The sequence below is a fragment of the Apolloniradiicaulis salifontis genome, assembly GCF_053756655.1.
Genome location: NZ_CM132387.1, coordinates 1,671,603 through 1,696,599, shown reverse-complemented (window position 1 = coordinate 1,696,599; position 24,997 = coordinate 1,671,603). Strand labels below are relative to the sequence as shown.

Below are 24,997 nucleotides of genomic sequence, written 5' to 3'. Positions count from 1 at the left end.
CGACCTCTTCGGTCGGACGACAAGCGCCCCGCGGTGAAAGCCGCGGGGCGTTTTCGGTTTAGTCGGTTCCCGGTACGATGCCCGGCTCAAGCCGGGGGCGGGACCGGGGCCCGCCGCGCTTGAAAATCAGACGCCGAGACGGCGCGGCCGCCGCACCGCGTTTTACTCTCGAAGCGCAATGGACCCCGGTCTTCTCCCCGGACCTTTCGTCCGGGGATAAAACCGGGGACCGGTCAGGGTGATTTTAGAAATTCGACGACGCGGCGGACCACCCGCTCATCCCTGAGCACGCCGCGATGGCCGAGGCCGTCGAACACCTCCAGCGCCGCGCCCGGCCAGGCGGCGGCCATGCTTTCGCTGGCGTCCGGCGGGGCGATGGTGTCGCCTGAGCCGTGGCAGAACAGGGCCGGGATCGTCATGTCCGGAGCGTCGGCGGTGACGGAGAGGTTGCGCGCGTCTTCGCCGAAGCGATAGGAGACCGCGTCCAGCATCAGGTCCACCGCCCGGTTCGAAAGTCCCATGTTTCGCGCCTGGAAGCGCACATTGCGGGGCAGGGCGTCAGGCGCGCCCAGGGCCACCACGCGCTGCGGCGCCAGCGCAAAGCGTGTCATGGCGATGACGGTGGCGGGAAAGCCCATGGAGTGGGCGACGACAGCGAAGGGCTCGCCGAAATGATTGCGCGCGGCGGCCAGCCCGTCGGCGAAGCGGATCATGTGGGCGCGATCACCCGTGCTTTTCCCATGGGCCGGCCCGTCGATGAGGGCGACGCTGAAGCCCGCCTCCATCATGGCGCGGCCCATGGTGGAAAGATCGGCGCTGTCAGCCTCCCAGCCATGCTGGAAGAATACCAGCGGGCCGTCGCCGCCGGTCCAGGCGCGCTGGGTTCCGCACGGCGCGTCAAAATCCACCGGCGCCAGGCTTTCCAGCCAGTCGCGTCCGGTATCGCTTTGTTTTTTCATCCGCGGTGTGACGAAGCGGGCGCCGGCGGCGCGCTTGAACGCCTCGGGCGTGAACCGGGCGGCGAGATTGACGGGCAGCATTTTCATGCCGCGGTTGGAGCCGATTTTGCGGGCGTGATCAATGGAGAGGCGCCGCTGCGTGGGTCGGTGTCACCCGCCGCGTTTTAAAAGGCGCTCGGCCGCTTCGCTGGCGGGAAGCCGCCCTTCAGCCACGGCGCGCTCCAACTCGGGCCCGGCGGCCTTCACGGCCGGATCGGCCTTGAAGGCCTCCAGCACCCGGTCCTCGACCATGGACCATAGCCAGCGCACCTGCTGACCCTGACGTTTCTTGGCGAGGGCGCCGGCGGAGTCCAGCGCCTTGCGGTGAGTCTTCACGGTCTCCCAGAGTTTTTCGATCCCCGCGCCCGACAGGGCCGAGCCGGTGAGAACAGCCGGCGTCCAGTGGGGCGAGACCGGCGCAAACAGGTGGAGCGCGGCCTCCAGATCGCGGGCGGCGCGCCGCGCGCGTGTCTCGTTCTCGCCGTCGGCCTTGTTCACGAACAGGATTTCAGCCAGCTCCAGCAGGCCCTTCTTGATGCCCTGAAGCTCATCGCCGGCGCCGGGCAGCATCAGGGCGACGAACACGTCCACCATGTCGGCCACCACCGTTTCCGACTGGCCCACGCCTACCGTCTCCACGAGCACCACGTCATAGCCGGCCGCCTCGCATAAAAGCAGGCTCTCGCGGGTTTTGCGCGCGACGCCGCCCAGCGTGCCGGCGCTGGGGGAGGGGCGGATGAAGGCGCTGCGATCCACCGCCAGCTGGCCCATGCGAGTCTTGTCGCCCAGAATCGAGCCGCGTGAGCGGCTGGAGGACGGGTCCACGGCCAGCACCGCCACCTTGCGCCCCTGTGCGGTGAGATGACCGCCCAGCGCTTCGATGAGAGTGGATTTGCCGACGCCGGGAACGCCGGTGAGCCCGATGCGCCAGGCGCCGCCGGTGCGGTCCATTACGTCGGTCAGAAGGTCTCTCGCCCGGGCCTGATGATCAGGGCGGGTGGATTCCACAAGTGTTATCGCGCGCGCAAGGGCGGCCCGATCCCCCTCCATGAGGCGCTGTGCGAGGTTGTCGATCATGGGGAGGAGTTCTCACCGGTTCGCCGCGCTGAAGCAAGGCGGCCCTGCGTCTCACAGCCGATGGCTCACGCTCCGGTGCGCAGTCCTAGACCGGTGGTCGGGCGAGATAGGCGGCGTAATAGGCCGCTTCAGGCTTGGGTCCGGACCCGGCGATGATCTCCAGCGTGACGATGGAGCGGCGCTCCTGGCCGGGGCTTAGCGAAATGCCCAGCCCGACGCCCGATGCACTAAAGCCGCCCGATCCGAAGGTGCGGCCCACAGATCCGCCCACGCGCACCGGCGAGCGGTTGTCACCGTCCTGTTCGTACCGGCGGTCCACCACTTCGAACCACTCAAAACCATTGGTGAGCGAGAGCTCCGCGGCGCGGCGAAGCGCCAGGCGCTCCACGTCCTCTCGGCTGGCCCCAGGCCCGCCGGTAAACGTGACCCGCCAGCGGTCGTCCTCTACGCGCAGTGCGTCATAGCCGACGCCTGACCCCGTCGCGGCTGAGGGGCCGTATGTGGTGGGCGTCGGCGCGCAGGCGGCCAGCACCAGGGCGATGGCGGCGGGCGGGAGAAGAAGAAAGCGCTTCATCTGAATGCTCCGGCTGTGTGGATTGCAGCCTAGCATAAATCCAGATGCTGCGCTTCAGCGGTGCTCCAGCGGTCTGGGCGGCCCGGCTATCGCCGTGCAAACGCCGAAAAGGCGATCCCGCCAAGGGCGCCGGCGCCTGCGCCGATGAGCGGCAGGGCGAGCGCGCCTGCAAGCTGGGCCAGGGTGAGCGCGCCAAGATCCTCTCCGCCGGCAAGGCCTTGCAGAATTCCGCCCTCGTTCAGGCGGTCCAGGTAAATCGCAACCGCGCCGAAGCCCGCCGCGGCGCCGGCCAGAACCGCGCCGGGGCCGGACAGGCGCAGCGCGGCGAGGACCAGCCATAGGGCGGTGAACACAAGCCCGGCCGGGTAGGCGAACATCAAAGCGCCCAGCCAGATGTTTGCGGCCATGGGCATTAGGGCGCCCACGGGCAGCGCCGCCCCCTGCGGGTCGGTCATGACGAAATGGATCATCATGCCCAGCACGCAGACCCCCGCTGCAAAGGCTGGTGCGATGATGAAGGCGGCGAACACGCCGCGCGGTGCGATCTGCATGGTGAAGCCCCCCGGCTGACAGACGTTCAGTCTAGAGCAGAGCCGCGCGCCGGGGGAGTCTCAGCTGGAGCGTTTCATCACACACGCGGCTAGCTTTAGAATGACGGCAATGACCCCTGATCCCGCCCTTCGCATGAAGATCGCCGCCGGCGCCGCTCTCGTGGCCATGGCCGCTCTGTTCGCCGCCACCCATGTGTGGGGCGAGGATGCGGGCGTATGGGGTTATGCGCGGGCCTTCGCCGAGGCCGGGTTGATCGGCGGGCTGGCGGACTGGTTCGCCGTAACGGCGCTGTTCCGGCGGCCTCTGGGTCTCCCGATCCCCCATACGGCGGTGATCCCCAACAATCAGCAGCGCATCGCCGATGCGGTGGGGCGCTTCGTGGCGGAGAATTTCCTGGATCCCCGGCTCATCGAGGCGCGCCTGGCTGAGGCCGATCCTGGCCGCCGGGTGGGCGAGATGCTTGCTGATCCGTCTCAGGCGCGGGCGCTTTCGGCGGGCCTGGTGCGCGCCGCCCCGGATCTCATCGCCCTGATCGATGACGACGCCGTGGCGCGGTTCTGGCGCGAGCAGATCGGCCGTCAGGCCAGTGGCGCGCGGGTCGGCCCCGCCATGGGCTCGATCCTCGAAGCGCTCACCGCCGGCGGCAAGCACCAGATCCTCATCGACGCGGCGGTGCGCGAGGGGTTTTCCCTGCTGGAAGCCAATGAGGACCGCCTGCGCCGGGCGGTGCGCGAGCAGTCTGGCGCGCTTTTACGCTTCACCCGCATGGACAAGCGAGTGTCCGACGCGGTGATCGCGGCGGTGGAGGACTTGCTGCACGAAACCGCCAATGATCCAGAGCACCCGCTTCGCGTGCGCATCACCGAGGCGGCGCGCGAGTTCGCGGCCGGCCTGCGCGACGACGACGCGCTGCAGGCGCGCGTGGAACGCATCATGGCCGATACGCTGACCCACCCGGCGGTGGCTGATTTCGCGGAGCAAGGATGGCGGGAGGCGAAGACGGCGCTGCTGGCCGACGCTGAACGCGGCGAGGACAGCGAGGCCGGGCGCGCCCTCGCCGACGCTTTGATGGCGCTGGGCCGGGCGATCCTCAGCGAAGATGAATCGCGCGCCGCGTTCAATGCACGCCTGACGCCGCTCATCATCCATCTGGCCGAGCGTCACGGCGCGGATGTCGCGCGCCTGATCTCGGAGACCGTGGCCAGCTGGGATGCGGCGACCGTGGTGGAGAAGATCGAGGCGGGCGTGGGGCGCGATCTGCAATACATACGCCTGAACGGCACGCTGATCGGCGGCCTGATCGGGGTTGTGCTCCACGCCGCCGTGACGATGACGTAGCCGGTACCTAACCGGTTTCCTCATCGGCCTCGACGGATGTGAAGCCCCGCATGAGCGTCTCGCTGGTGTCCAGCTCTGCGAGCTCGGAAACCAGCGCCGAGATGCGGGCGTCGCCAGGGCGCACGGCGTCGTTGGCGACGGTGGAGAAGGCGCCGGCGTGCTCGGTGAGCGCCATGGCGGGGCCGTAGCGCGCTTCAACCCGGTCCATGGACGCGCCGTCACCGGCCAGAGCGTAGGCGATGAGCGCCCGCATCACGTCGTGACTGTCGCGCCTGGACAGCGCTTCATCGCTGCGCCAGCGGTCGCCGAGCAAGGCTTCGGCGCGCCGGCCGGCCTCAAGCCACTGCCGATCATCCCAGGCGATGCGGGCGCGCAGCCGGTCGGCGGGTTCGGTCCTGTCGTTGGCGATCAGCTCCAGGGCGTGCTCGGTGCGCCCGAGTCCCGCCAGGGCCCGGGCCTGAAGCAGGCGGCGTTCGGCCACCAGGTCTCCAGAGAGCCCGGCGATCCGGGTCTGCTCGATGGCGCGCAGCGCCTGTTCGGGCCGCTCGTCCATCAAATATATCTCAGCAAGATCGGCGGCGATCGCGGCCCGCGCCTGCGCCGTCATGGTGATCGCGCGCTCATCGACAAAATATTGCAGGTATTCGGCCGCCTGGTTCAGCAGGTCCACCTCCACAAGACGCTCCACGACGCCGAGCACCATGCGAACCCCGTCGGGCCCCGGCGGGGTCAGGTCCTGATGCTCGCGCCACAGCGCCACCGCCGTCAGCGGATCCATGCGGTCCGCGCCGCCATCGAGGAACAGATTGCGGAACAGCGTGTCCATCTCCGTTCCCAGACGTCGCGCCACGGGGCTGTCTGGAAAGCGCAGGCGGGTTGAATCCATGGTGTTAAGCGCTTCGTCATAGCGCCCGGCCTGGGCGTAGACCTCGCCGAGCATGGCCGCGGCCTCCACTTCGGTGTCGTCACCACGCCATTGAAAGCGGAGCGCTTCCAGCATTTCCACCGCTTCATCGGGCGCGATGCGGCCGGTCTGGCTCTGCAGGCGCAGCTTCTCCAGCTGGGACCGGGCCTGGATGGGAGTCCATGCATCTCGCGTCAGCGCGTCATACTGGTCGATGGCGGAGTCCACATCGCCGTATCGCGCGGCCAGACCGGCGCGCGCAAAGGCGGCGATGGCGGCGGCCTCCGCGTCAGGCGCTCCCATGTCGACCTGATCGAGCAAGGCCTCCACCGCGCCGATATCACCGGTGCGCAAAACGCTCAGCCCATGCCAGGCGGCGATCCGTGACCGCCAGACCGGCTCGAAGAAAAAGACGTGATCGCGGCCCTGCTCAAAGCGCCGGCGCGCCAGCGGCCAGTCGCGGGTCTGCGCCGCCACAAGCCCGCGCCAGGGCTGGGCGCTGGGGTCGTTCACCAACTCGGTATGGGACAGGGATGCTTCGGCGTCTTCAAAGCGGCCCATCATGTATTCAGCGGCGCCGCGCAGAGCCGCAGTTTCCGCGGAGGATTCAAGCGCAGGATTTTCCTGGATCGACAGGTTGAGATAGCCGATCGCTTCACCAGCCAGACTCCAGCCCAGATGAAAGCGCGCCAGCGCCGTCAGGGCTTCCGGCTCCAGGGTGAGCGCCGCCTGCTGAAGGCGCTGCCGACCGGCGAGGAAGGGCTGCTCGCCGCGCCAGCGCTCAAGATCGAGAAACCCCGGCGTCATGGGCCGGTCAAGGCTCGCCGCAAGGGCCGGGTCGGCCGCGCGCGACAGCTGCAGCCCGCCAAGGCGCGACAGGCGGGCGCCGCCCGGTTCCAGGGTCAGGGCCAGGTCGTCGGCGTAGACCTCGATCGCAACACCATGTGCGGAGGCGAGGATGCGGCTTTCAACGAAGCGGCGGGGCGTGAGGACGCCGCGTTTTTCGCCATCGGACGTCAGGATCAAGAGCGTGTCGCCCACCACGGGATCTGGCGCCTCGACGACTTCGCGTGCACTGTTCAGGCCGATGCGCAGCGTCGCATCGCGATTGAAGCTTGTGTCGCGCGCCAGACGCACGGGCAGGGGGGGCTCATCAATCCTGTCCGCTAGCGTCACCGTCCATGTCGCCCCGGCGGCGTGGACATCGGCCTGGGTCGAGATCGGCGACACGAGGCGAAGCGCAGAAAAATCCGGGCCGGAAAAGGTGCGAAAGGAGTCCACATGACGGCTGCCCACGGCGGCGATTTCGCCGGCGTTCAGCTCTGCGCCGGCGCCGAACACGATCCACAGCGCATCGGAGCGGCGAAACACCGCCGCGCCGGGCAGGCTCGCCCAGGAAAACGACAGCACCAGATCCTCACCGCTTTCACGCACCTGCACCGGCACGACGCCGCTTTCAGGAACGGGATCAGGACGCGCTTCGGGCGGGGCTTGAAGTGCAGGGACGGTCTGGTCGGCTTCGACGCCAGCCTCGACCCCGGCCTCCACCCCGGTTTCGGCCGCCGGATCCGGCGCGCCCTCCGCCTGGCGATACGCTTCCACATCGCGGCTGGACGACGCGTCACCGCCGCTCAGGCTGTCGGCGTAGGCCGCCAGCTGATCGAGTACGCCTTCGGTTCCGGTGGAGCCTTCAGGGGCGAGATCCAGCACCACCCGTCCCGGCGCGTCCGACCAGACCCGCGCCTCCACCTGCGGCGCCAGGATGAAGGCCAGGCTCAGACCGTCGGCCTCCAGCTGCGTCACGGCGTCCACATAGCGCGGCGGCGCCGCACGCAGTCCGGCGATGTCGATCTGCGCGGCGCGCGAAAACGTGAGGACGGCGCGGCCTTCATCTTCGCTGAGCGAGTAGGTGACGTCTTCTGGCCATTGAAAGGCGATCCGCGTGTAGTCGCTGGCCTCGCCCACGCGAACGGTCACCGGAAGGGCGGGAGGCGGCGGAACGGCGAGAGCCGCAGCGGCGGCCGCAGCGTCCGCCTCGGCCTGGGCCCGTGCTTCAGCAATCCGGGCGCGCTCAAAAGGGCTCACCACGTCAGGCTGGGCGGGCGCGCCCGGCGGCGCCAGATCAAGGGCGATGATGTTGTGAGAAACCGAGATGCGCGGTTCCAGAGCGGTGTTCAGCGCCAGGCGCAGCGTCATGCCGTCTGAATCCAGACGCGCCATGGCGATATAGTCGGGCGCCTGTTGGCGCAGCGTGGCGAGATCGGCGTCTATGGCTTCTGACAACCTGGCGACAATGACCATGTTGGCGGCGATTTCGGCCTGCGCGGTCAGATCGTCGCCGGCGATTTCCGGCAGCACGATGCGAACGCGCGCGGTCTCGCCCAGGCGCTCCACCTCGACGCGGGCGGGCGCTTGAGCCCAGCCCTGCGCTCCAAAGCCCAGCGCGGAGATCAGCGCGCCGGCGAGCAGCAGCGCTCTAGCGTTCGCCGGCCGCGGCATTGCGCGCCTCCATTTCAACCGCGCTCGGCTCCGGCGCAGCCCGGGCGCGAAGACGAGAGGTAAGGGAGGCGGCGAAGGCCGGATCCATCTCCGCCATCACTGCGGCGAAGCGGCGCGCGCTGGCGGTCTGCAACGCGCTGGCCACGGTGAGCAGGGTGTCCGGATCGGTGTCCTGCATCGCCTGAAGAATGCCGGCGGCGGCGTCGGGTTCAAGCTGGCCGTAGGTATCGACGATGGCGCCCACTTCGCTGTTGCGGCGCGCGTCCAGATCGCCAAGCAGGCCCTGAATTTCATCGCGCAGTCTGTGCAGCTCTGCAAGGCGCTGGTCATAGCGGGCCTGCGCGACGGCGAGCAGTTCCTCGCGGGTGTCCAGCGCCTCGGCGCGACGGGCGAGCTCACGGCGGCGCTGGGCGAGATCGGTTTCCAGCAGCAGTTCAGACTGGGTGGGAATGCGCGACCGCGGCGCGAGGGTCGGCCGCTCCACCGGCGGGGCCTCTGCAGCCGCGGTCTCTCCAGTCTGCACCGGTGCTTCGGGCCGGGGCTGGCTCTCCGGCTCGGGCTCGGGTTCTGGTTCCGCCTCAGACGCCGCCGCGATGGAGGCCGCCATCGCCCGCTCTGTAAACAATCCGGCCGCGCCGTCGGCGAGCGACAGCGTCTTCATGGCCAGAAGGCCGGCCAGCAGGACCGCGAGCAGGAGGAGCGGACGCGCGCCCATGTCAGCGCAGCGCCTTCAACGCGTTCAGGCGGCTGCGCGCCGGTGTCTCGTCGCCAGATTGCGGCTCGGCCGGAGCCTGGCGAGGCGCGGGTCGATCCCGGCGGGCGCGGGTTTCGGCCCGCTCGAATTTTGCTTCGCCCTGATCATTCAGATAGCGCAGCTCGTCGCACAGGGTGCGGGCGTGCTCGACTTCACTCTTCAACGAAGCGCCTTGCTCTCGCGAGGCGCGATCCAGCGCCGCCAGGCTGGCGCGCGCCCGGTCTACGGCGTCGTTCAGGGCGCCGATCGTGTCTTTCAGCCCGTCCTGACCGTCGCGCAGGGCGCGCAATCGCCGATCTACCCGCCAGCACATCACGGCGGCGGCCAGAAGCAGCACGCAAACGAGGCCTTCAAAGGCGAGCGAAGCGAAGGTCATGTGAACCCCATCAATCGTTTTTTCGCTGACAGTGACAGCGGCTTATCAAGGCGAACCCCAATGTTGTGCCCGATTCGGCCCATTCTTCCTTGTGTTAAACGGATGGGGCCGCACCGAAGCTCAACGGCGCCGTCCGGGCCGGTGTCCAGCATCAGCGTGTCGCCGACCTTGAGATCCATCACCTCGCCCAGCGGCTTGCTCATCTCGTCCAGCACCGCGCTGACCTCCATCTTGGTGGACCAAAGCTCGGTCGCCAGGTGGCTTTCCCAGATATTGTCGCGGCCGAATTTCTCGCCCATGAACTGCTGCAGCAGCATTTTGCGGATCGGCTCCAGCGTGGCGTAGGGCAATAGAAGCTCGATGCGGCCGCCGCGATCCTCCATGTCGATGCGCAGCTTCACCAGAATCGCCGCGTTCGCCGGCCGCGCGATGGCCGCAAAGCGGGGGTTGGTCTCCACCCGGTCGAGATCGAAATCCACATCTGTGAGCGGGGCGAAGGCCGCCTTGGCGTCGGCGAGCACGACTTCGATCATGCGCTGAACCAGAGTGCGTTCGATCGTTGTGTAGGGCCGGCCTTCAACGCGCATGGCCGAGGTGCCCCGGCGGCCGCCCAGCAGCACGTCGACGATGGAGTAGATCAGGTTGGAATCCACCGTCAGCAGGCCGTAATTGTCCAGCTGCTTGGCGCGGAACACCGCCAGGATCGCGGGCAGGGGGATGGAGTTGAGATAATCGCCGAACCGGATCGAGGAAATGTTGTCCAGGCTCACCTCCACATTGTCTGAGGTGAAATTGCGAAGACTTGTCGTCATCAGCCGCACCAGGCGGTCGAAGACGATCTCCAGCATCGGCAGGCGTTCATAGGAGACCAGCGCCGAATTGATGATCGCACGGATTCCCGAGCGCTCGCCGTCTTCGTCGTCGGAAACCGAGAAGCCCAGAAGAGAGTCGATCTCTTCCTGATTGAGGATGCGCTCCGGACCGGACGAGCCTTGGCTGGGAAGGAAGGTCTCGGACTCGCCGCCGACCATGGCCTCCCACTCGCTGGCGAGATCATCGCCGGAATCGCCATCGTCCCCGCCGATGGAGTCGAAGTCCGGCTGTTCGCCGGCTGCGGCCGCCTCCCATTCGGCGGCCATCGCGTCCTGATCCACGTCGCTCAAGGCGTCGCCTCCGTTAATTGATGACCAGGGCCGGCAGGAGAACGTCCTCCACCTCAAGGGGGGCGAGAACAAGGTTCGCGCGCCGCTGCATCTCCGCGCGGATGCGGAAACTTCCCATGGTGCCGTCTATGTCTTCGACCCGCAGCGAGCGTAGAAATTCGACATAGGTGTCGGTGAGGTGGGTCTGCACGATTTCCCGGCCCAGCACCGCGTCCAGCCGGGGGTCGGTGTAAACAAGCGCAAATTCGACCTGCAGATACACCGAGCGGCCGGTTTCGTCCCTGATGTTCACGGTGATCTTCATGTTCCCGCCGTCGGCGCCCGACCATGTATGCAGGGAGTCGAAATTCGCGGCCACCATGTCTCCCGGATCGACGCCGCCCGCTGCGTGGCCGCCGTCTTCGCCGTCGTGTCCGGCCTCGGCGGTGTGGGTCTCATCGCCGCCTCCGCCCATTAACATCAACCCGCCCGCGACTCCCGCAAGCAGCAGGATCACGACCGGCAGGCCGATGAACAGGATGAGTTTCTTCATCCCGCCTTTCTTGGCGCCGCCGCCAGCCTCGTCAGTTTCGGCGCCGTCCTCTTTGGCGTCATCAACGTCTTCAGCCATCGTCTTCACGTGCTCCGGCTTTGAAAAACCACGCAATCCAACCCGCATTAACGATTGCTGCGGTTAACGATCCGTTTGGACGCGGCGCTCACAGGGAAAAAATTGCCGCCCCGGCGCCTTTGGAGGGGGCGAAGTCAGGCTCCGCTGTGTGTGAAATCCCAGCAAGTCATTGATTTACGGTGAAATTAACCCTGGCACGCGGCTTGCTGACAGTATTCGTACAGCGCTGCGAGAACTGCAGCGGAGCACCAAGCGCCTTATGAAGGAGGCGAAAGATATGGATAACGCGATGCTCGTCGGGCTGGCTCGCCAGCTCACCCTTCGCCGGGCCATGGACATTTCGGCCAATAATATCGCGAATGCGCAGACGGCCGGGTTCAAGGTCGAGCGCCTCATGCTTGAGTCCAATCCCACCAGCCGCGCCCGCAACAGCGACGGACCGGACCGCGTCGCCTTCGTGGACGAATGGGCCATGGGCCGCGATTTTCAGCAAGGCGCCCTGCAGCGCACCGGCCGTCCGCTGGACGTGGCGCTGCAAGGAGAGGGCTTCTTCACCCTGCAGACCGAAACTGGAGACCGGTTCACCCGGGACGGACGGTTCACGGTCAATCAGGATGGCGAGCTGGCCGCTTCCGACGGCGCACGGGTGCTTGATGATCTTGGGCAGCCGGTTCGCGTTGATCCCAACGCCGGCCCGGTGGTCATTTCAGACACTGGGGTGGTCAGCCAGAACGGACTTCCCGGCCAGCGCCTCGGCGTTGTGCGGTTTGAACAGCTCGGACGCCTGGAGAAGGTAGGCGACAACCGCTTCTCCGCCCCCGAGGAGGCCGGGCAGGTCTTTGAAAACCTCCCGCAAATCGTTCAGGGCCATAGCGAGACTTCCAATGTCCGGCCCGTCGCGGAAATCACCCGCATGATGGAGGTGAGCCGCGCCTATGGCTCGGTCACGAAGATGATCCGCGACACCGATGAACTCAGCCGCAAGGCGATCGAACGCCTCGGCCGCCCGTAACGCCTTAAGGAGACGAAGACATGCGCGCCCTCTCCACCGCCGCCACGGGCATGGAAGCCCAGCAAATGGCCGTCGAGGTCATCTCCCACAACCTGGCGAACATGAACACGACCGCGTTCAAACGCCAGCGCGCGGAGTTTCAGGATCTGCTCTATCAGACCATATCCCAGCCCGGCGCCAACTCGTCTGACCAGGGAACGATCCAGCCCACCGGCATCCAGGTCGGCCTCGGCGTGAACGCCGGCTCGGTGTACCGCATCACCGAGCAGGGCAGCCTGACTCAGACCGGCAACCAGTTCGACGTGGGCATCGCCGGCCAGGGCTATTTCCGCATCCAGCTGCCCAATGGCGGCGACGCCTATACCCGCGCCGGCAATTTCTCGCTGTCGCCGGAAGGTCAGCTTGTGACCGCCGACGGCTACACCGTGCTTCCCGGCATCGCCGTGCCCCAGAACGCGCGCCAGATCTCCATCGACCAGACCGGAACGGTGCAGGCGTCGCTCGACGGCGAGCCAGAGCCGATCAATCTCGGCCAGCTGGAGCTCGTCGTGTTTCCCAACGAGGCGGGTCTTGAACAGGTCGGCGACAATCTCCTGCTCGAAAGCGCAGCTTCGGGCGCCCCGGCGGCCGGCATTCCCGGCCAGGAAGGCTTCGGCATCATTCGCCAGGGGTTTGTGGAGGCCTCCAATGTCGACGCAGTCACCGAGATCACCGCACTGATCCAGGCTCAGCGCGCCTATGAAATGAACGCCCGCGTCATCACGGCGGCCGACGAGATGCTCGCGGCAAGCTCGAACCTGCGTTGAGGAGCTGAAACATGGTCCGAACCCTTCTGGCCGCCGTTTGCGCCGCAGCGCTCGCCGCGCCGGCGCTCTCTCAGGCGGCGCCTTCGTCAGCGCTGGAGACATCGCGCACGGTGGTCCTCAAGGAGCGTCTTATCAGCCAGGACGCCGTGGTCACCCTGTCCGATCTGTTCGACAACGCCGGAGAGGCGGGAGACGCGGTGCTGGCCCGCGCCGGCGCCCCGGGCGAACCGGTCAGCCTGGAGCCCGCTTTCATACAGCGTGAAGCGGCGCGCCATGGCCTCACCTGGGCGAACGCCGGCGGCGTGGCGCGCATCACCGTGGAGCGCGCCGCTCGCGCCGTTACACCAGACGCGCTGGCCGCCATGATCGAGGAGACCCTCTTCATGGACACCGGCGAAGCCCATGAAGTCACGCTGTCGGCCGCCGCCCAGACCTTGGCGGCGCCGGCGGACTCGCTGGGCCCGCCGCGCCTCATCAGCTTTGATCACGACGCCCGCTCCGGCCTGTTCCGTGCCGAAATGGCGGCCTGGCCCGAGGGGCCGGCCCGGATGATATCCGGACGCGCCGTTCCGGTGGTGGACGTGCCGGTCCTTGTGCGGCCTCTGGCGCGCGGTGACGTGATCCGCGAAAGTGATATTGAATGGACGCGCCTGGCGTCCGACCGGGTGCGCGCCGACATGCTGACGCGCACCGAGGCGATGGTGGGCAAGGCCGCCCGCCGGTCCTTGCGCGAAGGCGCTCCGCTACGCGCCATGGATGTCGAGGCGCCGGTGATGATTGCGCGGGGCGAAACCGTGGCGCTGGTCTACAGGTCAGGCCCGCTCATCCTCACCGCCCGCGCCCGCGCCCTGCAGGACGCCGCGGAGGGCGAGCTTGCACGCTTCGTCAATCTTCAATCCAACCGCACGATCGAAGCGATCGCGGATGCGCCGGGGCGCGCACGCATCGCCGGTTCGAACTACACCCACTAGGAGCTGAAAAGATGCGCAAGACCTTGCTTCGCACCGCCGCCATCGCGCTGGCCGCGGCCAGCCTCACCGCCTGTGCGGCCCGCGACCGGCTTTCCTATGTGGGCCAGGCCCCGCCCATGAGCCCCATCGAGAACGGCGCCGCCATGACCGGTACGCCGGGCGGAGACGCCGTCAGCCAGGGTCAGGCCGAAGCGGCCCGCCTGGCGCGGGCGCGCGCCATCGGAGAAGCCCGCGCGCGGGAGACCAATCCCAATTCGCTTTGGCGGTCCAACTCCTCCACCTTCTTCGGCGATCCGCGCGCCGCCGAAATCGGCGACATTCTCACCGTTTCCATCGATATCTCCGACCGGGCTCAGGTCTCCAACCAGAGCAATCGCTCGCGGGCCACGGCCGAGGACACGAATCTGACGAATTTCTTCGGCGGTGAAGCGGCGCTGGACCAGTTCTTCAATGACGCCGTGAATCCGGCGAGCCTGGCCAATTTCGGATCCAACTCCTCCACCCAGGGCGCGGGAAGCGTCAACCGCTCGGAGACCATCGAGATGACGGCGGCGGCGATCGTCACCGAGGTGTTGTGGAACGGCAATCTGGTGATCAACGGCCGCCAGGAAGTGCGCATCAACAACGAGGTGCGCGAGCTGCTCATTGCTGGCATCGTGCGCCCGGAAGACATCGCTGCGGACAATACGATCGACCATCAGAAAATCGCCGAGGCGCGCATTTCCTATGGCGGCCGCGGCCATATCTCCGATATGCAGCGCCCGCCCGTCGGACAGGAGCTGTATAATCTCCTCTGGCCGTTCTAGGGGCTGGAGATCGGCGCGAACATTGCTACGTTCCGCCCATGGAAAACGAACTTCAGATCATCAGGTCGGAGCTTGAAGACGCGAATGTCTTCGTCGTGCGGCTGATCGGCCGCAACCGGGTGAGGGATAGCCGCGAGAACGCGCTGCTCCTGTCCAAGCGCATGGTGAATGAGGCCCGCATCGGCCTGATCATGGATTACCGCGAATGCCAGCTGGACCACACACTGTCGGAGTTTGAGGAAGTGGGCCGGATTTTCGCAGCCAATCTGCCGGCGGGGCTGCGCGTGGCCTATGTCTACGCGTCGGAGAATTTCATGCATGCGGCGCGCATGACCAAGATCCTGCACAAGGCCGGCTTTCCCGCGCGCTGTACGTCCGGGTTCGACGAGGCGGCCGCGTTCGCCAAGGGCGAGGATTAGGCGCGCGCTTCGGCTTCGGCGCGGATGCGCGTAATCATGCTCGCCAGGCCGTTGGAGCGTTGCGGCGAAAGATGCTCCGCCAGGCCGATCCGGCCCAGCACCGCTTTGGGGTCGAGATCCAGCGCCTCGCGCGGGGTTCGCTGATCGTAGATCCGCTTCATCAGCGCCACGAGACCCTTGACGATGTGGGCGTCGCTGTCGCCGCGAAGGGCGAGGCGCTCGCCGTCCTGATCGACCACCACCCAGACCTGGCTGACGCAGCCCTTTACCTTGGTGGCGTCTGAGCGCTCGGCTTCGGGCAGCGGATCCATCGCCTGACCCAGCTCGATGAGGTAGCGATAACGTTCTTCCCAGTCGCCGAGAAATTCAAACTCGTCGACCAGGGCGTCAATGTCGTCTTGGGTGCTCATGACCCGCCAGATAGAGGCCGGGGGCCGCCGCTGCAAGGGCCCTCGCGCGTCAGCGCACGGCGCGCTCGGCGGGAAGCTCGCGCAGAAGCTGGTCCAGATCGGACGGGGCGGAGCGTTGTTCGCTCAGGCGGTCTTCATACGCGCGCTCGGCGCGCTCGGCGGCGACGCCAGCCACGAAGCCGGTGAACCGGGCCAGTTCGTTGATCAGGTCGCAGGCCTGCGTCTCCCGCTGGCAGAGCGCTTCGGCTTCCGCCCGGGTGCGCCCGAACGTGGTTTCGGCGGGTTCGGAGAAATAGGCGGCCACCGTTCTCGCAAACGCGCCGTCAGGAGGGGCTGCGAAAGTCTGTGGTGTGAAGGCCGCGACAAGCGCGGTCCAGAATACGGCGTTGAAGATAAACTTCAGCATGCTCGCCTCGTTTCCGGCGCTTTCCCTTCTGGAAGCAAGAACGAGGCTAACGCAAAAGGCCGGGGAATTTCCACTGTTTCCCCGGCCTTTAGTAAATTGTGTCTTAATCCTGAGCGCTTAACGTAAACGATCGATTAGGATATGCCGCCAAAGTGTCTCAATTTGACACAGCCTGCGTTGCAGTCAGGCAGTCGGCCACGTCCAGAAGAGCGTGCTCGGCGATGCAGAAGCTGTCTTCGTATTTGAAATGGCCGGCTGCGACGCACTGGGCCATGGTCAGGCGCGCCCAGGTTATGCACCGCTCCACGCTGGCGTCATTGAGCATGTAGTCCAGCGCCGCCATGTCCCCGCTTTCGATGGACTGCAGAGCGGCGACGGCGAGCATGCGGCCGACGCGGCGTTCATCGGGCTCCATCTGCTGCTCGCCCACTGTGACAGCCAGATCGGGCAGGGACGGTCCAGTGGTGGGTGCGCGTTCAGCAAACAGGGCCGACGCCGAGCCGAGACGCCCGGGTCCGTTGACGGCTCCGCGGCTTCCGTCCTGAAGGCGGAAGTCCACGTCAAGCCGGTCAGACGCGGTTTCCAGTGACGACAGACGTTCCTGGCGATCTGAGGCGCGGCGCGCCGCCCAGGTGGAGCTTTGCAGGTCGTAGGCGGCCTGGCGGTAGCGCTCTCCCACGACTCCCATATGGTCGACATCCTCGGAAATCGCACCGACAACAGAAGCTGAAGCTGCGTCGGCGCCCATGAAGCCGGTCACATAGACCGGGTCATTCATCAGGGCGCTGCGGGCGGTTTCGGTTCCATAATAGTCTGCGACGGCGCGCACGGAATCAATGAAGTCCGGGTGCTGGGACGCGACCAGCGCCGCGTAGGCGATCTGGGCGTCGACCAGACGGTCGCCCTCATAATAGCGCGTCAGGGAGTCCATGGTGGCGTCAAGATCGGCGCCGGATCGCAGCTCTCGGCGGCCCGCTTCGCCCACATCGCCGTGAAAGGCGGCGTAAGTCTCGGCGTTTCGCAGGATCGGATCGGCCTCTGCGGCGTCCGCAGGCGCTTGCAGCGCCAGCTGGGGGCCGGAGGACGCGGGTTGGACGTCGTCTTGCCCGGCGGACGCAGGCGCGTCTTGTCCGGCGGTGAGCGCGGCCGCAAGCGCGGCGGCGGCGAACCATGTGGTGGTCATGGCGTGCCTTTTCCTTTTGAGACTGTGGGGCCCGGGAGGTCTTTCGACCCGATCAAAAGAGTGCCTGCGAAACGTGACCTGATCGTTTAACACAGATTCAATAATTGTTAACGCAGCCGGCGCAGCGTGCGGGCGTCGAAATAGCGTTCGAATCAGCTGGTGTTACATGGCGTCCTTCTCGGCCCGCGCGCTTCGCGCTCTGGATAAATCGACCGGCCGGCTGGTCCATGGGGCTTGGTTGGGCGTCGCCTTGACCGCGGCGCTGGTGCTGCCGGGGCTTGACGTGGCGGGCCTCTCCTTGCTTTGCGCTGCTGCGGCACCAGGGCTTCTCGGGCTTGTGTTGGCCGGGCCCAGACTCATGGGCCATGATGTAGTCCGCCTGGCGTTGTGCCTGGCCTGGGCGCTGCCCGGCTTTGCGGCGAGCGCCGCGTTCGGTACGGCTTTCTCCGCTGCGGCGCTGGTCTTTCTGGCTGCACCTGCAGCCATGGCCGCCGCCGGCGGCGCGCGCGAGGCGCGTCTGGCGTCTGTAGTCTCGGCCAGCGCCTTCGCCCTTGCCGGCGCGGCGGGCTTTTTCGGTCCCCTGAGCGAGGGCGCTCCCGCGCTCGCTGGCGCGCCTGAGCCGTGGGCGGCCTATGCGGCGTTTCTCGCCTTTGCCGGCTTGTGTGCGCGCACACGCCTTGATGCGCGCCTCGCCCGGACTGTGCGAGCACTGGACGCGGCGCGTCCGGCGGCTGAAGGGTTCGCCCGCGCGCCCCAGCCTCTGATCGCACTGAATGGCGCTGGCGAGATCGTGGCGGCCTCAAGGGCGCTGCGCCGGGTCGCGCCGGGGGCGCCGCGCACGCTCACCGGGCTTCCCGTGGACGGGCTGGCGTTTGATGAGGACCAGCAGGCCTGTGTACGCGCCGCGCTTGAATCGGCAAGGCGCGGCGGCGGCGCCGATGGCGGCTGTTTCAGTTTTTCGGTGCGCGCTGCGGACGGCGCGGAAACGCCGCTCGACGCTCGCGCCGTGGCCACTCCGGCCGGCTTCGTCCTGTCGCTGGAGCGCGCCGAGCCGCGCGCGGTCAGCCAGAACAACGGCCACGACAAGGATCTCGAGCGCTTGGCGGCTGAGCGCGACGCCGCGATCGCGGCCAATCGCTCCAAATCGGAATTTCTCGCTGCGGTCAGTCATGAGCTGCGCACGCCGCTGAACGCCATTATCGGGTTCTCCGACGTCATGAAGCAGCGCCTGTTCGGCCCACTGCCCGCGCGCTACGCCGAGTATGGGGACCTTATCCATGAGAGCGGCGCGCATCTGCTGGAGTTGATCGGTGATGTGCTGGACATGTCCAAGATCGAGGCGGACCGTTATGAGCTGAGCGTCGACACGTTCGACGCCCGCGACGTGGTGGAGATCTGCGCCAAGATGATGCGCCTGCGCGCTGAAGAGCAGGGTCTGGCGCTGTATTGCGAGACCGGTGACCGGGCGCTGCCCGTGACCGCCGATCGCAAGGCGCTGCGCCAGATCCTTCTCAATCTCCTTTCCAACGCGGTCAAGTTCACGCCGTCCGGAGGCGCGGTGGTGGTCATGGTCCGCGCCCAGGATGGCGAGATGGTGCTTGCGGTCGGCGACAGCGGCGTGGGAGTGGCGGCACACGAACTGGATCGCCTCGGTCAGCCCTACGCCCAGTCAAGCTCTGGCCGCGACACCGTGGAGCGCGGCACCGGGCTCGGCCTGTCTCTGGTCCGGTCGCTGGCAGAATTGCATGGCGGCGAAATGAGCGTCCAAAGCGCGCCGGGCGAGGGGACCACGGTGACCGTACGCCTGCCGGTGCTGGCCGGCGCCGTGGAGCCTGAGCCCATGGCCCCGCTTGAAGTGCATGAGCGCATTCGCGCGGCTCAGGCGGCCGGGGCATCGCTGGGAAATGGAACGGCGGCCAGCGCCTAGCGCGACGCCGTTGCCGCAGACGCCGGCTCCGGCTCAGGGAGCTCGAGCGCCTGAACAGCCAGCGCCGCGTTGAACATTCCCACCTCAAACCACAGCGTATCCAGGATTTGCCCGCGCCCGCCCACAAGGTCGATGCGGACGCCTTCGCGGGGCGCAAGGGCGCGCAGCGCCATAACGGCGGTGTCGGGAAAGGCGAACGCGTAGGCGCCCGCGCCGCCGGCCGGCGCAAGGCGCGCGGCCATGTCCATGTCCAGCCTGGCGCTCGCCGAGATGCGCCGGTGACCGCCGGACGCGCCGCCCCAGGCGCTCAGCACGTTTTCAAACGGGGTCGGCAGCAGTCCGCCGGCGGAGAAATCCAGCGGCTCGGCCTGGCGCGAGGGATCGCGAACCACGATGACTGCGAAGGCCGGTTCGGCGGCGCTGCGCAGCGCGACCGCCATCACGTCCCCGTCCGCGCCGGCATGCAGGCCCAGAATCGCGGTGCGACCCTGGTCGGACTGGCGCACCCGCCACAGCGGGACACCGCGGTCGCGGCGCTCGCTGACCCAGTCCTGGTAAACGCCGGGAAAAGCGATCTCGTGGGTCTGTGAGAGGGCGTCGGCGTGTGCGCGATGGGCTTCGGCTGCGGTCGTGATCGCAGAGTCCGCGCACGAAGCCGGGGGCGCGGCGTGGCCGGCTTCGAACTGGTCCAAGGCGGTCGCTGGGTCTCCGGCGCGTGCAGCGTCGTCCCGGCTGCGCGCGGTTAGCGCGTCCAGAAGGGCGCGTTCAGGGCGCGAGAACAGGGCGCATTCATCATCTGCAGCCGCCAGCGCAATACGATGGGCATAGAGCTGCGCGCCCGTGGCGGGCCCGCCAGCTGTCATCGTGGAGGCGGCGAGAAGGGCGATAAGAACGGGCGTCATGCCCGAACGCTTACACCTTGCGTCTTGATGTCCGGTTTACGCCGCGTCCCAGAAGCAAAAGAAAAACGGCGAGCGAAAACGCGCCCAGCGCCAGCCATTCGTCATTGGCCCGCATAAGGCTGGACGCCCATTCGGCGGAAAAACGCGGCGCCTGGCTCGGGCCGAACGGCGTGACCGACGCTGAATCCCATAAAGAGGCGCGCCCCTGAAGGCTTGACCAGAGGTCAGACCGGGCGAGCCGCTTGGCGGCCCGGGCGTAATCAGCGCCGTCGGGCGCCGTGATCAGGGCCACCCGGCGCCCATCTCCATAATCGAACAGGGCCGCGACGCCGGTGATCTGGGCGCTGCGCTCGTCGGCGTCTGCGGCGTAGGCGGTGGAGCCATAGAAGCGGCGCTGGCGCGGCGCACGGTTGGCCGCCGCATTCGCCGCTGCGCGCACTTCGGGCGGCGCCGCGGCCATCAGGCGCGGATCAAGCCCATTCTGGGGGCCGAGCACCAGCAGGTCGTGGTTCAACGGCGCATCGGCGAGATCATCGCCATACCAGGCGTAAAGCCAGGCCGAGCCCGAGGCGAGGGCGGCGCGGGCCACGACGGCCAGCGAGGCGGCGCGCGCGTCCTCGTCACCTGCAGCGATCACCACGGCGGCGCGTCCACCCTGGTCGGCCCCGAAGGGCGCTCCGCCGGCGGCGAGTGCTTCCAGCGCGCCATTGATTCTTGAATTCTTGCGCGGGCGATCAAGCCGGCGCGCCGACAGGGCGCTGGTCATATCAAAGCGCACGGTGTGGGCGTCCATCGAGCGCGCGGCGAACAGGCGAGCGGCTGCGATCAGCGATCCTGACCCGCCGGCGGACAGGCGCAGTTCCGACGGCCCGGTGAGATCGATGGCCGGCGACGCGGCCCCCGGGCGCAGTTCAGCGATGATCGTAAGCTCAGCCACGGACGGGTCGCGCACAAGGATGGGCGCTTCGCCCATGCGCAGGGCCAGACCCTGGGCGATGAGGGCCGAGACCGCAAGGTCGTCGCCGGTGGCCGCCGAGGTTTCAAGATAAACCCGGCGCGGCGCGGCGAAATCAGCACGCAGCGCGGATTCAATCTCGTCCAGCGCCGCATAGCCGGCCGCGGGCGCCGCCGCCACGCGAAGGCGCGACACGTCCGCGTCGACGATCCAGCCGGCGCCGGACTCGCCTGTCAGGCGCAGCACTAGAACATTGTCGCCTGCGCGCAGATCATCGGAGTGAAGAGCGAAGCGCGCTTCAAACGGCTCGTTTCGAGGCTGAAGCTCTACGGCGCGCGCACGGTTCACGAACGCCTCGATGCGCCCTGAAGCTTGCTCACCCGCCGGACGGGCGGCCAATAACAGCTCCACGCTGTCCGGGCGCGCATTGGGCGCGATTGAGAAGGCGATGCGAATTTCTCTGTGTTCAGCGTCCAGATGCAGGTCGTCGACGTCGACAAAGCGCGAAATCAGCACTTCCTCTGATCGGGCTTGGCGGGGTTCGCCGCCCTGGTCCGACGAAACAGCGTCCGATGCCATGGTCGCACCGGCCAAAGCCAGCCCATGGAACACGGCAACGAATAAACCCAAAAGGCTTCGTTGTATCGACATGGCACGTTCCCCTCACTTAAGACATTATTAAGCAATTGATCGGCCATCAAGTGATATGAGCGAACTGAAAGCGCGTTTCTGGATCGACGCCCTGCGATGGCGGGCCGAATCCGCGGGCGCGTCGGTCTATTTGGCCAGGCGCGGAGACCCCGATGCGGGCGCTGTTCTGGTGAAGGTGCTGCTGGCCCAGCGCAAGGCCCGCCTCTTCGCACCGGTGCGCAATTTCGAAGGCGACCGGGTCTGGGCGCAGCCGCTGGGCGCAGATCCTGTTCCGGAACAGGACGTAGACGGCTATGCGCAACGGCGCGCCGAGCGCGATCCTGACTTGTGGGTCGTTGAAATCGACGACACCAAAGGCAGGCATTTCCTGCAGGAGCCCATTGAAGCGCTCTGAAACCCGCCGCTTCAGGGCAGAGGCCCGCGGGGCTGTGTCCGGGGCTCGGGGGCGCACCCCCGGTCTTGCGGCGCGTCTTCAGTGTATGGTCTCCACCCCCTTAACGGCGTGATTGAGAAGTCTTAACGGCTGTATGCCCATACTCGCACCGTCTCCTCAGGCTTAGTCAGGCGGACGCCATGCTGTTTCTTTTCAACGATGCGGTTTTTGATCTCGGTGATGCGCGCGAGACGGCTATGGAAGCTGGAACCGCCAACGGGTACGCCCCTGAGGCGTTGATCACGATGCGCGTCGGCCAGGTCGTGAAGCTGGTGCGCGAAGCGGTGTTCGACGAGCCTCACATTGCGCGCACCAACCCCGAAGTCGCCGGCTTCCTGGCGGCCATGATTGCGTGGAAGACCGATGAAGCCAACGCCATGCTGGCGGTCGCCCCGCGCCATATCCAGCTGACGAGCCAAGTGCAGCTTCGCCTGGCGTCGGTTTCCCTCGTCACCATCCAGCAGTTGCGCGAGCTGCAGACGGCTGGAAAACTGTCCAGCCATGTCGCCAATCTCTCCGTCTGGTCCCAGGCGCCCCAAAGACTGCGCGCCTGATCCGGCGTTCATCGCTCCGGCGGGTCGGTTGAACGAAAACGCCAGGCGTGCCGGCGCGGCCGCGACCAGAATTGAGCCCGTCGATCATTTCCCCGAGTGGTCGATCTGGACGATGGGGGCGGCGGCTTGCAGCAAGGCTTCCGCCCCCGCTTTTCTGTCAGCCGCGGGCCAGCACCCGGGCGACCGCCTTTTCGTAAGCGCGCCCCACCCGCACGTCCTTCCCGCCTTCAAGACGTAACCGCTTGGCGTTATTTGCGTCTGAAGACAGGCGTTCGATCCGCCGAACGTTGACGGCAGCTGAGCGGTGCACCCTGACAAAGAGCCGGTCGTCCAGCGTCTCCAGAAGCCCTGAGAGCGTCGCGCGATGGAGCCACGATTGCGGCCCCACGTGCAATCGGACGTAATCACCTTCAGCTTCAAGCCAGTCCAGCCTGGCGGGGTCAATCCGCACCCGCCCGCCCCGGTCCTTCACCCACAGGGCGGTGTCGTCTCCGCGCAGAGTGTGCACGAGGGCCTCCAGTTCGTCCGCGCGCGCCTGGGCGTCGCGCGCGGCAAGGCTTTGCCGGGCTCGGCCCAGCGCCTGATCGAGACGTTCGGTCTCTACGGGCTTGAGAAGATAATCCGCAGCGTTCGCCTCGAAGGCGCGGACGGCGAAGGCGTCATAGGCGGTCACAAACACCACTGCGATGGGAGACCCGCGCCGTGCGATCGTCTCGGCAAGGTCCAGGCCGTCTAGGCCCGGCATCTGAATGTCAAGGAGCACGGTGTCCGGTGCGAGGGTCTCGATGGCATCAAGCGCGGCGCGGCCGTCACGCGCGCTGCCCACCACTTCGATCCAGGCGCGGCGTGAAAGAAGAATCTCCAGACGCCGGCAGGCGAGAGGTTCGTCATCGGCGATCAGGACCCGCATGGCTTGCCCTCCTTGCTTCGCAACGCGGACACGAATGGCAAGACAAGATTCACTGCGAAGCCATTGTCCACGGTGGGGCCGTAATCGAGAGTCGCCTCCGCGCCGTATAGCGTGCGCAGGCGCGCTGCGACGTTTGACAAGCCGACCCCTCCACCCGAGGCGCCCGCATGGGGCGCGCCTCCGCCGTCATCGGTCACGCTGAGCGAGAGACGATTGTCCGCAACACGGCTTGCAGACACCCTCACATTCACAGGACGGCTTGAGCGCGAGACGCCGTACTTCACGGCGTTTTCCAGCAAGGGCTGAAGGATCAGGGTCGGCACCAGGGCGGCCGCGCAGTCCTCGTCGATCGTGAATTGCGCTCTCAGCCGTTCTTCAAAGCGGATCTGCTCGATTTCCAAATACAGGCGCTGCGCAGCGATTTCATCCTCAAGCGAGGTTTGATCGTCCGGCGAGACTTCCAGGGCGAACCGCAGGAAGCGGGCGAGCCGGCCAAGCATCGCGTCCGCGTCCTCGGCCCGCTTGTCCAGCAGGAGGCTTGAGATCGCGTTCAGCGTATTGAACAGGAAATGGGGATTGAGCTGGAAGCGCAGCATCTTCACCTGCGCGTCCTTGGCGAGCATCATCGACTCATAGAGGCGCTTTTCCTGGGCCCGCAGCCGGCGGGCGCCGTCAAGCGCCAGATAAAAGCCTGACCAGCCCACAAAAACCGGAAAATTGAGGAACATCCAACGCGGTGCTGCAAGCAGGAAGAATTGCATTTGGGTCATGTCCCCGTTTGCAACGCTGGGCGGCGTCTGAATCGGAGCGATGACGTAGTAGGCGGCGAAGATGCCTGCGATATAGAACGCCGCCGTCACGACCGAGATCGCCAGCGCGAGAGCGGCGCGCTTGTGCAAGGCCCAGAACCGTGTCGGGCGGAGCAGGAGGTAATGGGCCAGACATGTCACCGCGAAACCACCGCTCTCGGCGATGAGAATCCGCCAGGCATTGGTCGGGCTTTCGCCGGCGTTCACCGAATTGGCGATGGAAAACAGCGCCAGACCTGACCAGAACGCGGCCTGAAACGACCAGAACCAGCGCCCGTCCAGGCCTGAATAATCTTCGTCCGGCGGCCATGACGCTCTTGTCGGCACGTCCTCGACGCTCCGGTCGGGGTTTTGCGGCCCGTGCTGGTCGAGCAACAGGAAGAAGCCCGCATGGGCGGCGAACACCCAGATGTGCAGGGACGTCATGCGGATCAGCTGAGCCGCGAATCCGTCCGCGAGATAGTCCGGACCCACGAGCGGCTCAATCAGCCCGATTGCAACGAACGAGAAAATCACCGCCGCGACGAGGCTGGCGGCGACCGCCGAGAGCGCGCGGGCCAGGATCGTAAAGCGGTGCAATCCAGTCAGTCCGAAGGCGACCGCGGCGCTCAGGGCGGCGCCGAAAAAGTCGGCGAAAACCGGCCGCCAGATCAGGGTGGTGGAGAGGCTTTGTGCGCTGATCGCGTGGAGTGAATTAAGCACAGACACAACCGTCATGGCACCCCAGACCACGGCGGTGAGCGCCACGATCGTGCGCCAGCGCGCAGCGAGGCCCGCTGATCGGGCTTTTGAGGCGGGAGCGTATAGAAAGCCAAGTGTGGTCATCTCGTCACTATAGCCGGGCCGGTGCGCCGATTGGGAAGTGCGGACCTCGTCGTTCGCCGCGTCATCCGTGCGTTTCATCGCAAGAAACAACCCGCCACCAGACGAGAACACCATTCGTCGCGTGCGCCGCGCCGTCCGCCGAATGGCCCGCGCAGTTCGCGACACTCTCATGA

At 66.9% G+C, this 24,997-nt stretch carries 25 protein-coding genes; 9 read left to right on the top strand and 16 right to left on the bottom strand.

The window, feature by feature from the left end; all coding sequences use genetic code 11:
- Positions 1-233: 233 nt before the first annotated feature.
- From ACWCOP_RS08250 to ACWCOP_RS08235, 4 genes are all read right to left on the bottom strand, one after another.
- Complete coding sequence (locus ACWCOP_RS08250) at positions 234-1,046, bottom strand: alpha/beta fold hydrolase (RefSeq protein ID WP_478247808.1); 813 nt, start codon at positions 1,044-1,046, stop codon at positions 234-236.
- Between the two features lie 63 nt (positions 1,047-1,109).
- Positions 1,110-2,075: a methylmalonyl Co-A mutase-associated GTPase MeaB gene (gene meaB, locus ACWCOP_RS08245; RefSeq protein WP_478247807.1), complete on the bottom strand. Its 966-nt coding sequence runs from the start codon at positions 2,073-2,075 to the stop codon at positions 1,110-1,112.
- Positions 2,076-2,160: 85 nt separating this feature from the next.
- Positions 2,161-2,649 carry a CC0125/CC1285 family lipoprotein gene (locus ACWCOP_RS08240; protein ID WP_478247806.1) on the bottom strand — a complete coding sequence of 163 codons (489 nt, stop codon included), beginning with the start codon at positions 2,647-2,649 and terminating at the stop codon, positions 2,161-2,163.
- A gap of 86 nt (positions 2,650-2,735) precedes the next feature.
- On the bottom strand, positions 2,736-3,200 hold the full coding sequence (locus ACWCOP_RS08235) for a hypothetical protein (protein ID WP_478247805.1): 465 nt from the start codon (positions 3,198-3,200) through the stop codon (positions 2,736-2,738).
- 109 nt (positions 3,201-3,309) lie between these two features.
- On the opposite strand from ACWCOP_RS08235, the gene ACWCOP_RS08230 reads away from it, so the two are divergent.
- Positions 3,310-4,539, top strand: a complete 1,230-nt coding sequence (locus ACWCOP_RS08230; protein ID WP_478247804.1) for a DUF445 domain-containing protein — start codon at positions 3,310-3,312, stop codon at positions 4,537-4,539.
- A 7-nt stretch (positions 4,540-4,546) separates the two neighbouring features.
- On the opposite strand, the gene ACWCOP_RS08225 is transcribed toward ACWCOP_RS08230, so the two are convergent.
- Genes ACWCOP_RS08225 through ACWCOP_RS08205 form a run of 5 tightly spaced genes read right to left on the bottom strand, consistent with a single transcriptional unit; the run spans position 4,547 to position 10,845 of the window.
- Positions 4,547-7,942: a tetratricopeptide repeat protein gene (locus tag ACWCOP_RS08225; RefSeq protein WP_478247803.1), complete on the bottom strand. Its 3,396-nt coding sequence runs from the start codon at positions 7,940-7,942 to the stop codon at positions 4,547-4,549.
- Entirely contained in the window at positions 7,920-8,657 is a 738-nt protein-coding gene (locus tag ACWCOP_RS08220) for a MotE family protein (RefSeq protein WP_478247802.1), read from the bottom strand. The genes ACWCOP_RS08225 and ACWCOP_RS08220 overlap by 23 nt, the downstream gene beginning before the upstream one ends.
- A 1-nt stretch (position 8,658) precedes the next feature.
- Positions 8,659-9,072: a DUF6468 domain-containing protein gene (locus ACWCOP_RS08215; protein WP_478247801.1), complete on the bottom strand. Its 414-nt coding sequence runs from the start codon at positions 9,070-9,072 to the stop codon at positions 8,659-8,661.
- The gene (gene fliM / locus ACWCOP_RS08210; RefSeq protein ID WP_478250669.1) at positions 9,069-10,211 is read right to left on the bottom strand and encodes a flagellar motor switch protein FliM; all 1,143 of its coding nucleotides are present in this window, start codon (positions 10,209-10,211) and stop codon (positions 9,069-9,071) included. Before fliM ends, ACWCOP_RS08215 begins: the two co-directional genes overlap by 4 nt.
- Positions 10,212-10,248: 37 nt before the next feature.
- Positions 10,249-10,845, bottom strand: a complete 597-nt coding sequence (locus ACWCOP_RS08205; RefSeq protein ID WP_478247800.1) for a flagellar basal body-associated FliL family protein — start codon at positions 10,843-10,845, stop codon at positions 10,249-10,251.
- A gap of 277 nt (positions 10,846-11,122) precedes the next feature.
- Between ACWCOP_RS08205 and flgF the strand changes: the two genes are divergently transcribed.
- From flgF to ACWCOP_RS08180, 5 genes are read left to right on the top strand one after another with little or no spacing between them, the layout of a single operon-like run.
- Complete coding sequence (gene flgF / locus ACWCOP_RS08200) at positions 11,123-11,857, top strand: flagellar basal-body rod protein FlgF (protein ID WP_478247799.1); 735 nt, start codon at positions 11,123-11,125, stop codon at positions 11,855-11,857.
- A gap of 20 nt (positions 11,858-11,877) precedes the next feature.
- On the top strand, positions 11,878-12,663 hold the full coding sequence (gene flgG, locus ACWCOP_RS08195) for a flagellar basal-body rod protein FlgG (protein ID WP_478247798.1): 786 nt from the start codon (positions 11,878-11,880) through the stop codon (positions 12,661-12,663).
- A gap of 11 nt (positions 12,664-12,674) precedes the next feature.
- Entirely contained in the window at positions 12,675-13,634 is a 960-nt protein-coding gene (gene flgA / locus ACWCOP_RS08190) for a flagellar basal body P-ring formation chaperone FlgA (protein WP_478247797.1), read from the top strand.
- Positions 13,635-13,645: 11 nt separating this feature from the next.
- Positions 13,646-14,440: a flagellar basal body L-ring protein FlgH gene (gene flgH / locus ACWCOP_RS08185; protein WP_478247796.1), complete on the top strand. Its 795-nt coding sequence runs from the start codon at positions 13,646-13,648 to the stop codon at positions 14,438-14,440.
- A gap of 38 nt (positions 14,441-14,478) precedes the next feature.
- A complete protein-coding gene (locus ACWCOP_RS08180; RefSeq protein WP_478247795.1) occupies positions 14,479-14,859 on the top strand; it encodes a hypothetical protein in 381 nt (126 codons plus the stop codon).
- Here ACWCOP_RS08180 and ACWCOP_RS08175 read toward each other — a convergent pair.
- The 3 genes from ACWCOP_RS08175 to ACWCOP_RS08165 form a co-directional block, all read right to left on the bottom strand.
- Complete coding sequence (locus ACWCOP_RS08175; protein WP_478247794.1) at positions 14,856-15,269, bottom strand: SufE family protein; 414 nt, start codon at positions 15,267-15,269, stop codon at positions 14,856-14,858. The two genes, ACWCOP_RS08180 and ACWCOP_RS08175, sit on opposite strands and share 4 nt — an antisense overlap.
- A gap of 49 nt (positions 15,270-15,318) precedes the next feature.
- The gene (locus tag ACWCOP_RS08170) at positions 15,319-15,675 is read right to left on the bottom strand and encodes a hypothetical protein (RefSeq protein WP_478247793.1); all 357 of its coding nucleotides are present in this window, start codon (positions 15,673-15,675) and stop codon (positions 15,319-15,321) included.
- A gap of 157 nt (positions 15,676-15,832) precedes the next feature.
- A complete protein-coding gene (locus ACWCOP_RS08165) occupies positions 15,833-16,858 on the bottom strand; it encodes a hypothetical protein (protein ID WP_478247792.1) in 1,026 nt (341 codons plus the stop codon).
- A gap of 358 nt (positions 16,859-17,216) precedes the next feature.
- On the opposite strand from ACWCOP_RS08165, the gene ACWCOP_RS08160 reads away from it, so the two are divergent.
- Positions 17,217-18,785, top strand: a complete 1,569-nt coding sequence (locus ACWCOP_RS08160; RefSeq protein ID WP_478247791.1) for a sensor histidine kinase — start codon at positions 17,217-17,219, stop codon at positions 18,783-18,785.
- Here the strand turns inward: ACWCOP_RS08160 and ACWCOP_RS08155 are convergent.
- Together ACWCOP_RS08155 and ACWCOP_RS08150 are read right to left on the bottom strand one after the other, a co-directional pair.
- Positions 18,782-19,687 carry a hypothetical protein gene (locus ACWCOP_RS08155; RefSeq protein WP_478247790.1) on the bottom strand — a complete coding sequence of 302 codons (906 nt, stop codon included), beginning with the start codon at positions 19,685-19,687 and terminating at the stop codon, positions 18,782-18,784. The two genes, ACWCOP_RS08160 and ACWCOP_RS08155, sit on opposite strands and share 4 nt — an antisense overlap.
- A 10-nt stretch (positions 19,688-19,697) precedes the next feature.
- Positions 19,698-21,221, bottom strand: coding sequence for a hypothetical protein (locus ACWCOP_RS08150; protein WP_478247789.1), 1,524 nt, complete (start codon positions 21,219-21,221; stop codon positions 19,698-19,700).
- A gap of 127 nt (positions 21,222-21,348) precedes the next feature.
- Between ACWCOP_RS08150 and ACWCOP_RS08145 the strand changes: the two genes are divergently transcribed.
- Positions 21,349-21,687, top strand: coding sequence for a DUF1491 family protein (locus ACWCOP_RS08145; RefSeq protein ID WP_478247788.1), 339 nt, complete (start codon positions 21,349-21,351; stop codon positions 21,685-21,687).
- 179 nt (positions 21,688-21,866) lie between these two features.
- Entirely contained in the window at positions 21,867-22,280 is a 414-nt protein-coding gene (locus ACWCOP_RS08140; protein WP_478247787.1) for a hypothetical protein, read from the top strand.
- Positions 22,281-22,437: 157 nt separating this feature from the next.
- On the opposite strand, the gene ACWCOP_RS08135 is transcribed toward ACWCOP_RS08140, so the two are convergent.
- Positions 22,438-23,190 (bottom strand): LytR/AlgR family response regulator transcription factor, encoded by a 753-nt coding sequence (locus ACWCOP_RS08135; RefSeq protein ID WP_478247786.1) that lies wholly within the window; start codon positions 23,188-23,190, stop codon positions 22,438-22,440.
- Entirely contained in the window at positions 23,178-24,902 is a 1,725-nt protein-coding gene (locus ACWCOP_RS08130) for a sensor histidine kinase (RefSeq protein WP_478247785.1), read from the bottom strand. Before ACWCOP_RS08130 ends, ACWCOP_RS08135 begins: the two co-directional genes overlap by 13 nt.
- Positions 24,903-24,997 lie beyond the last annotated feature (95 nt).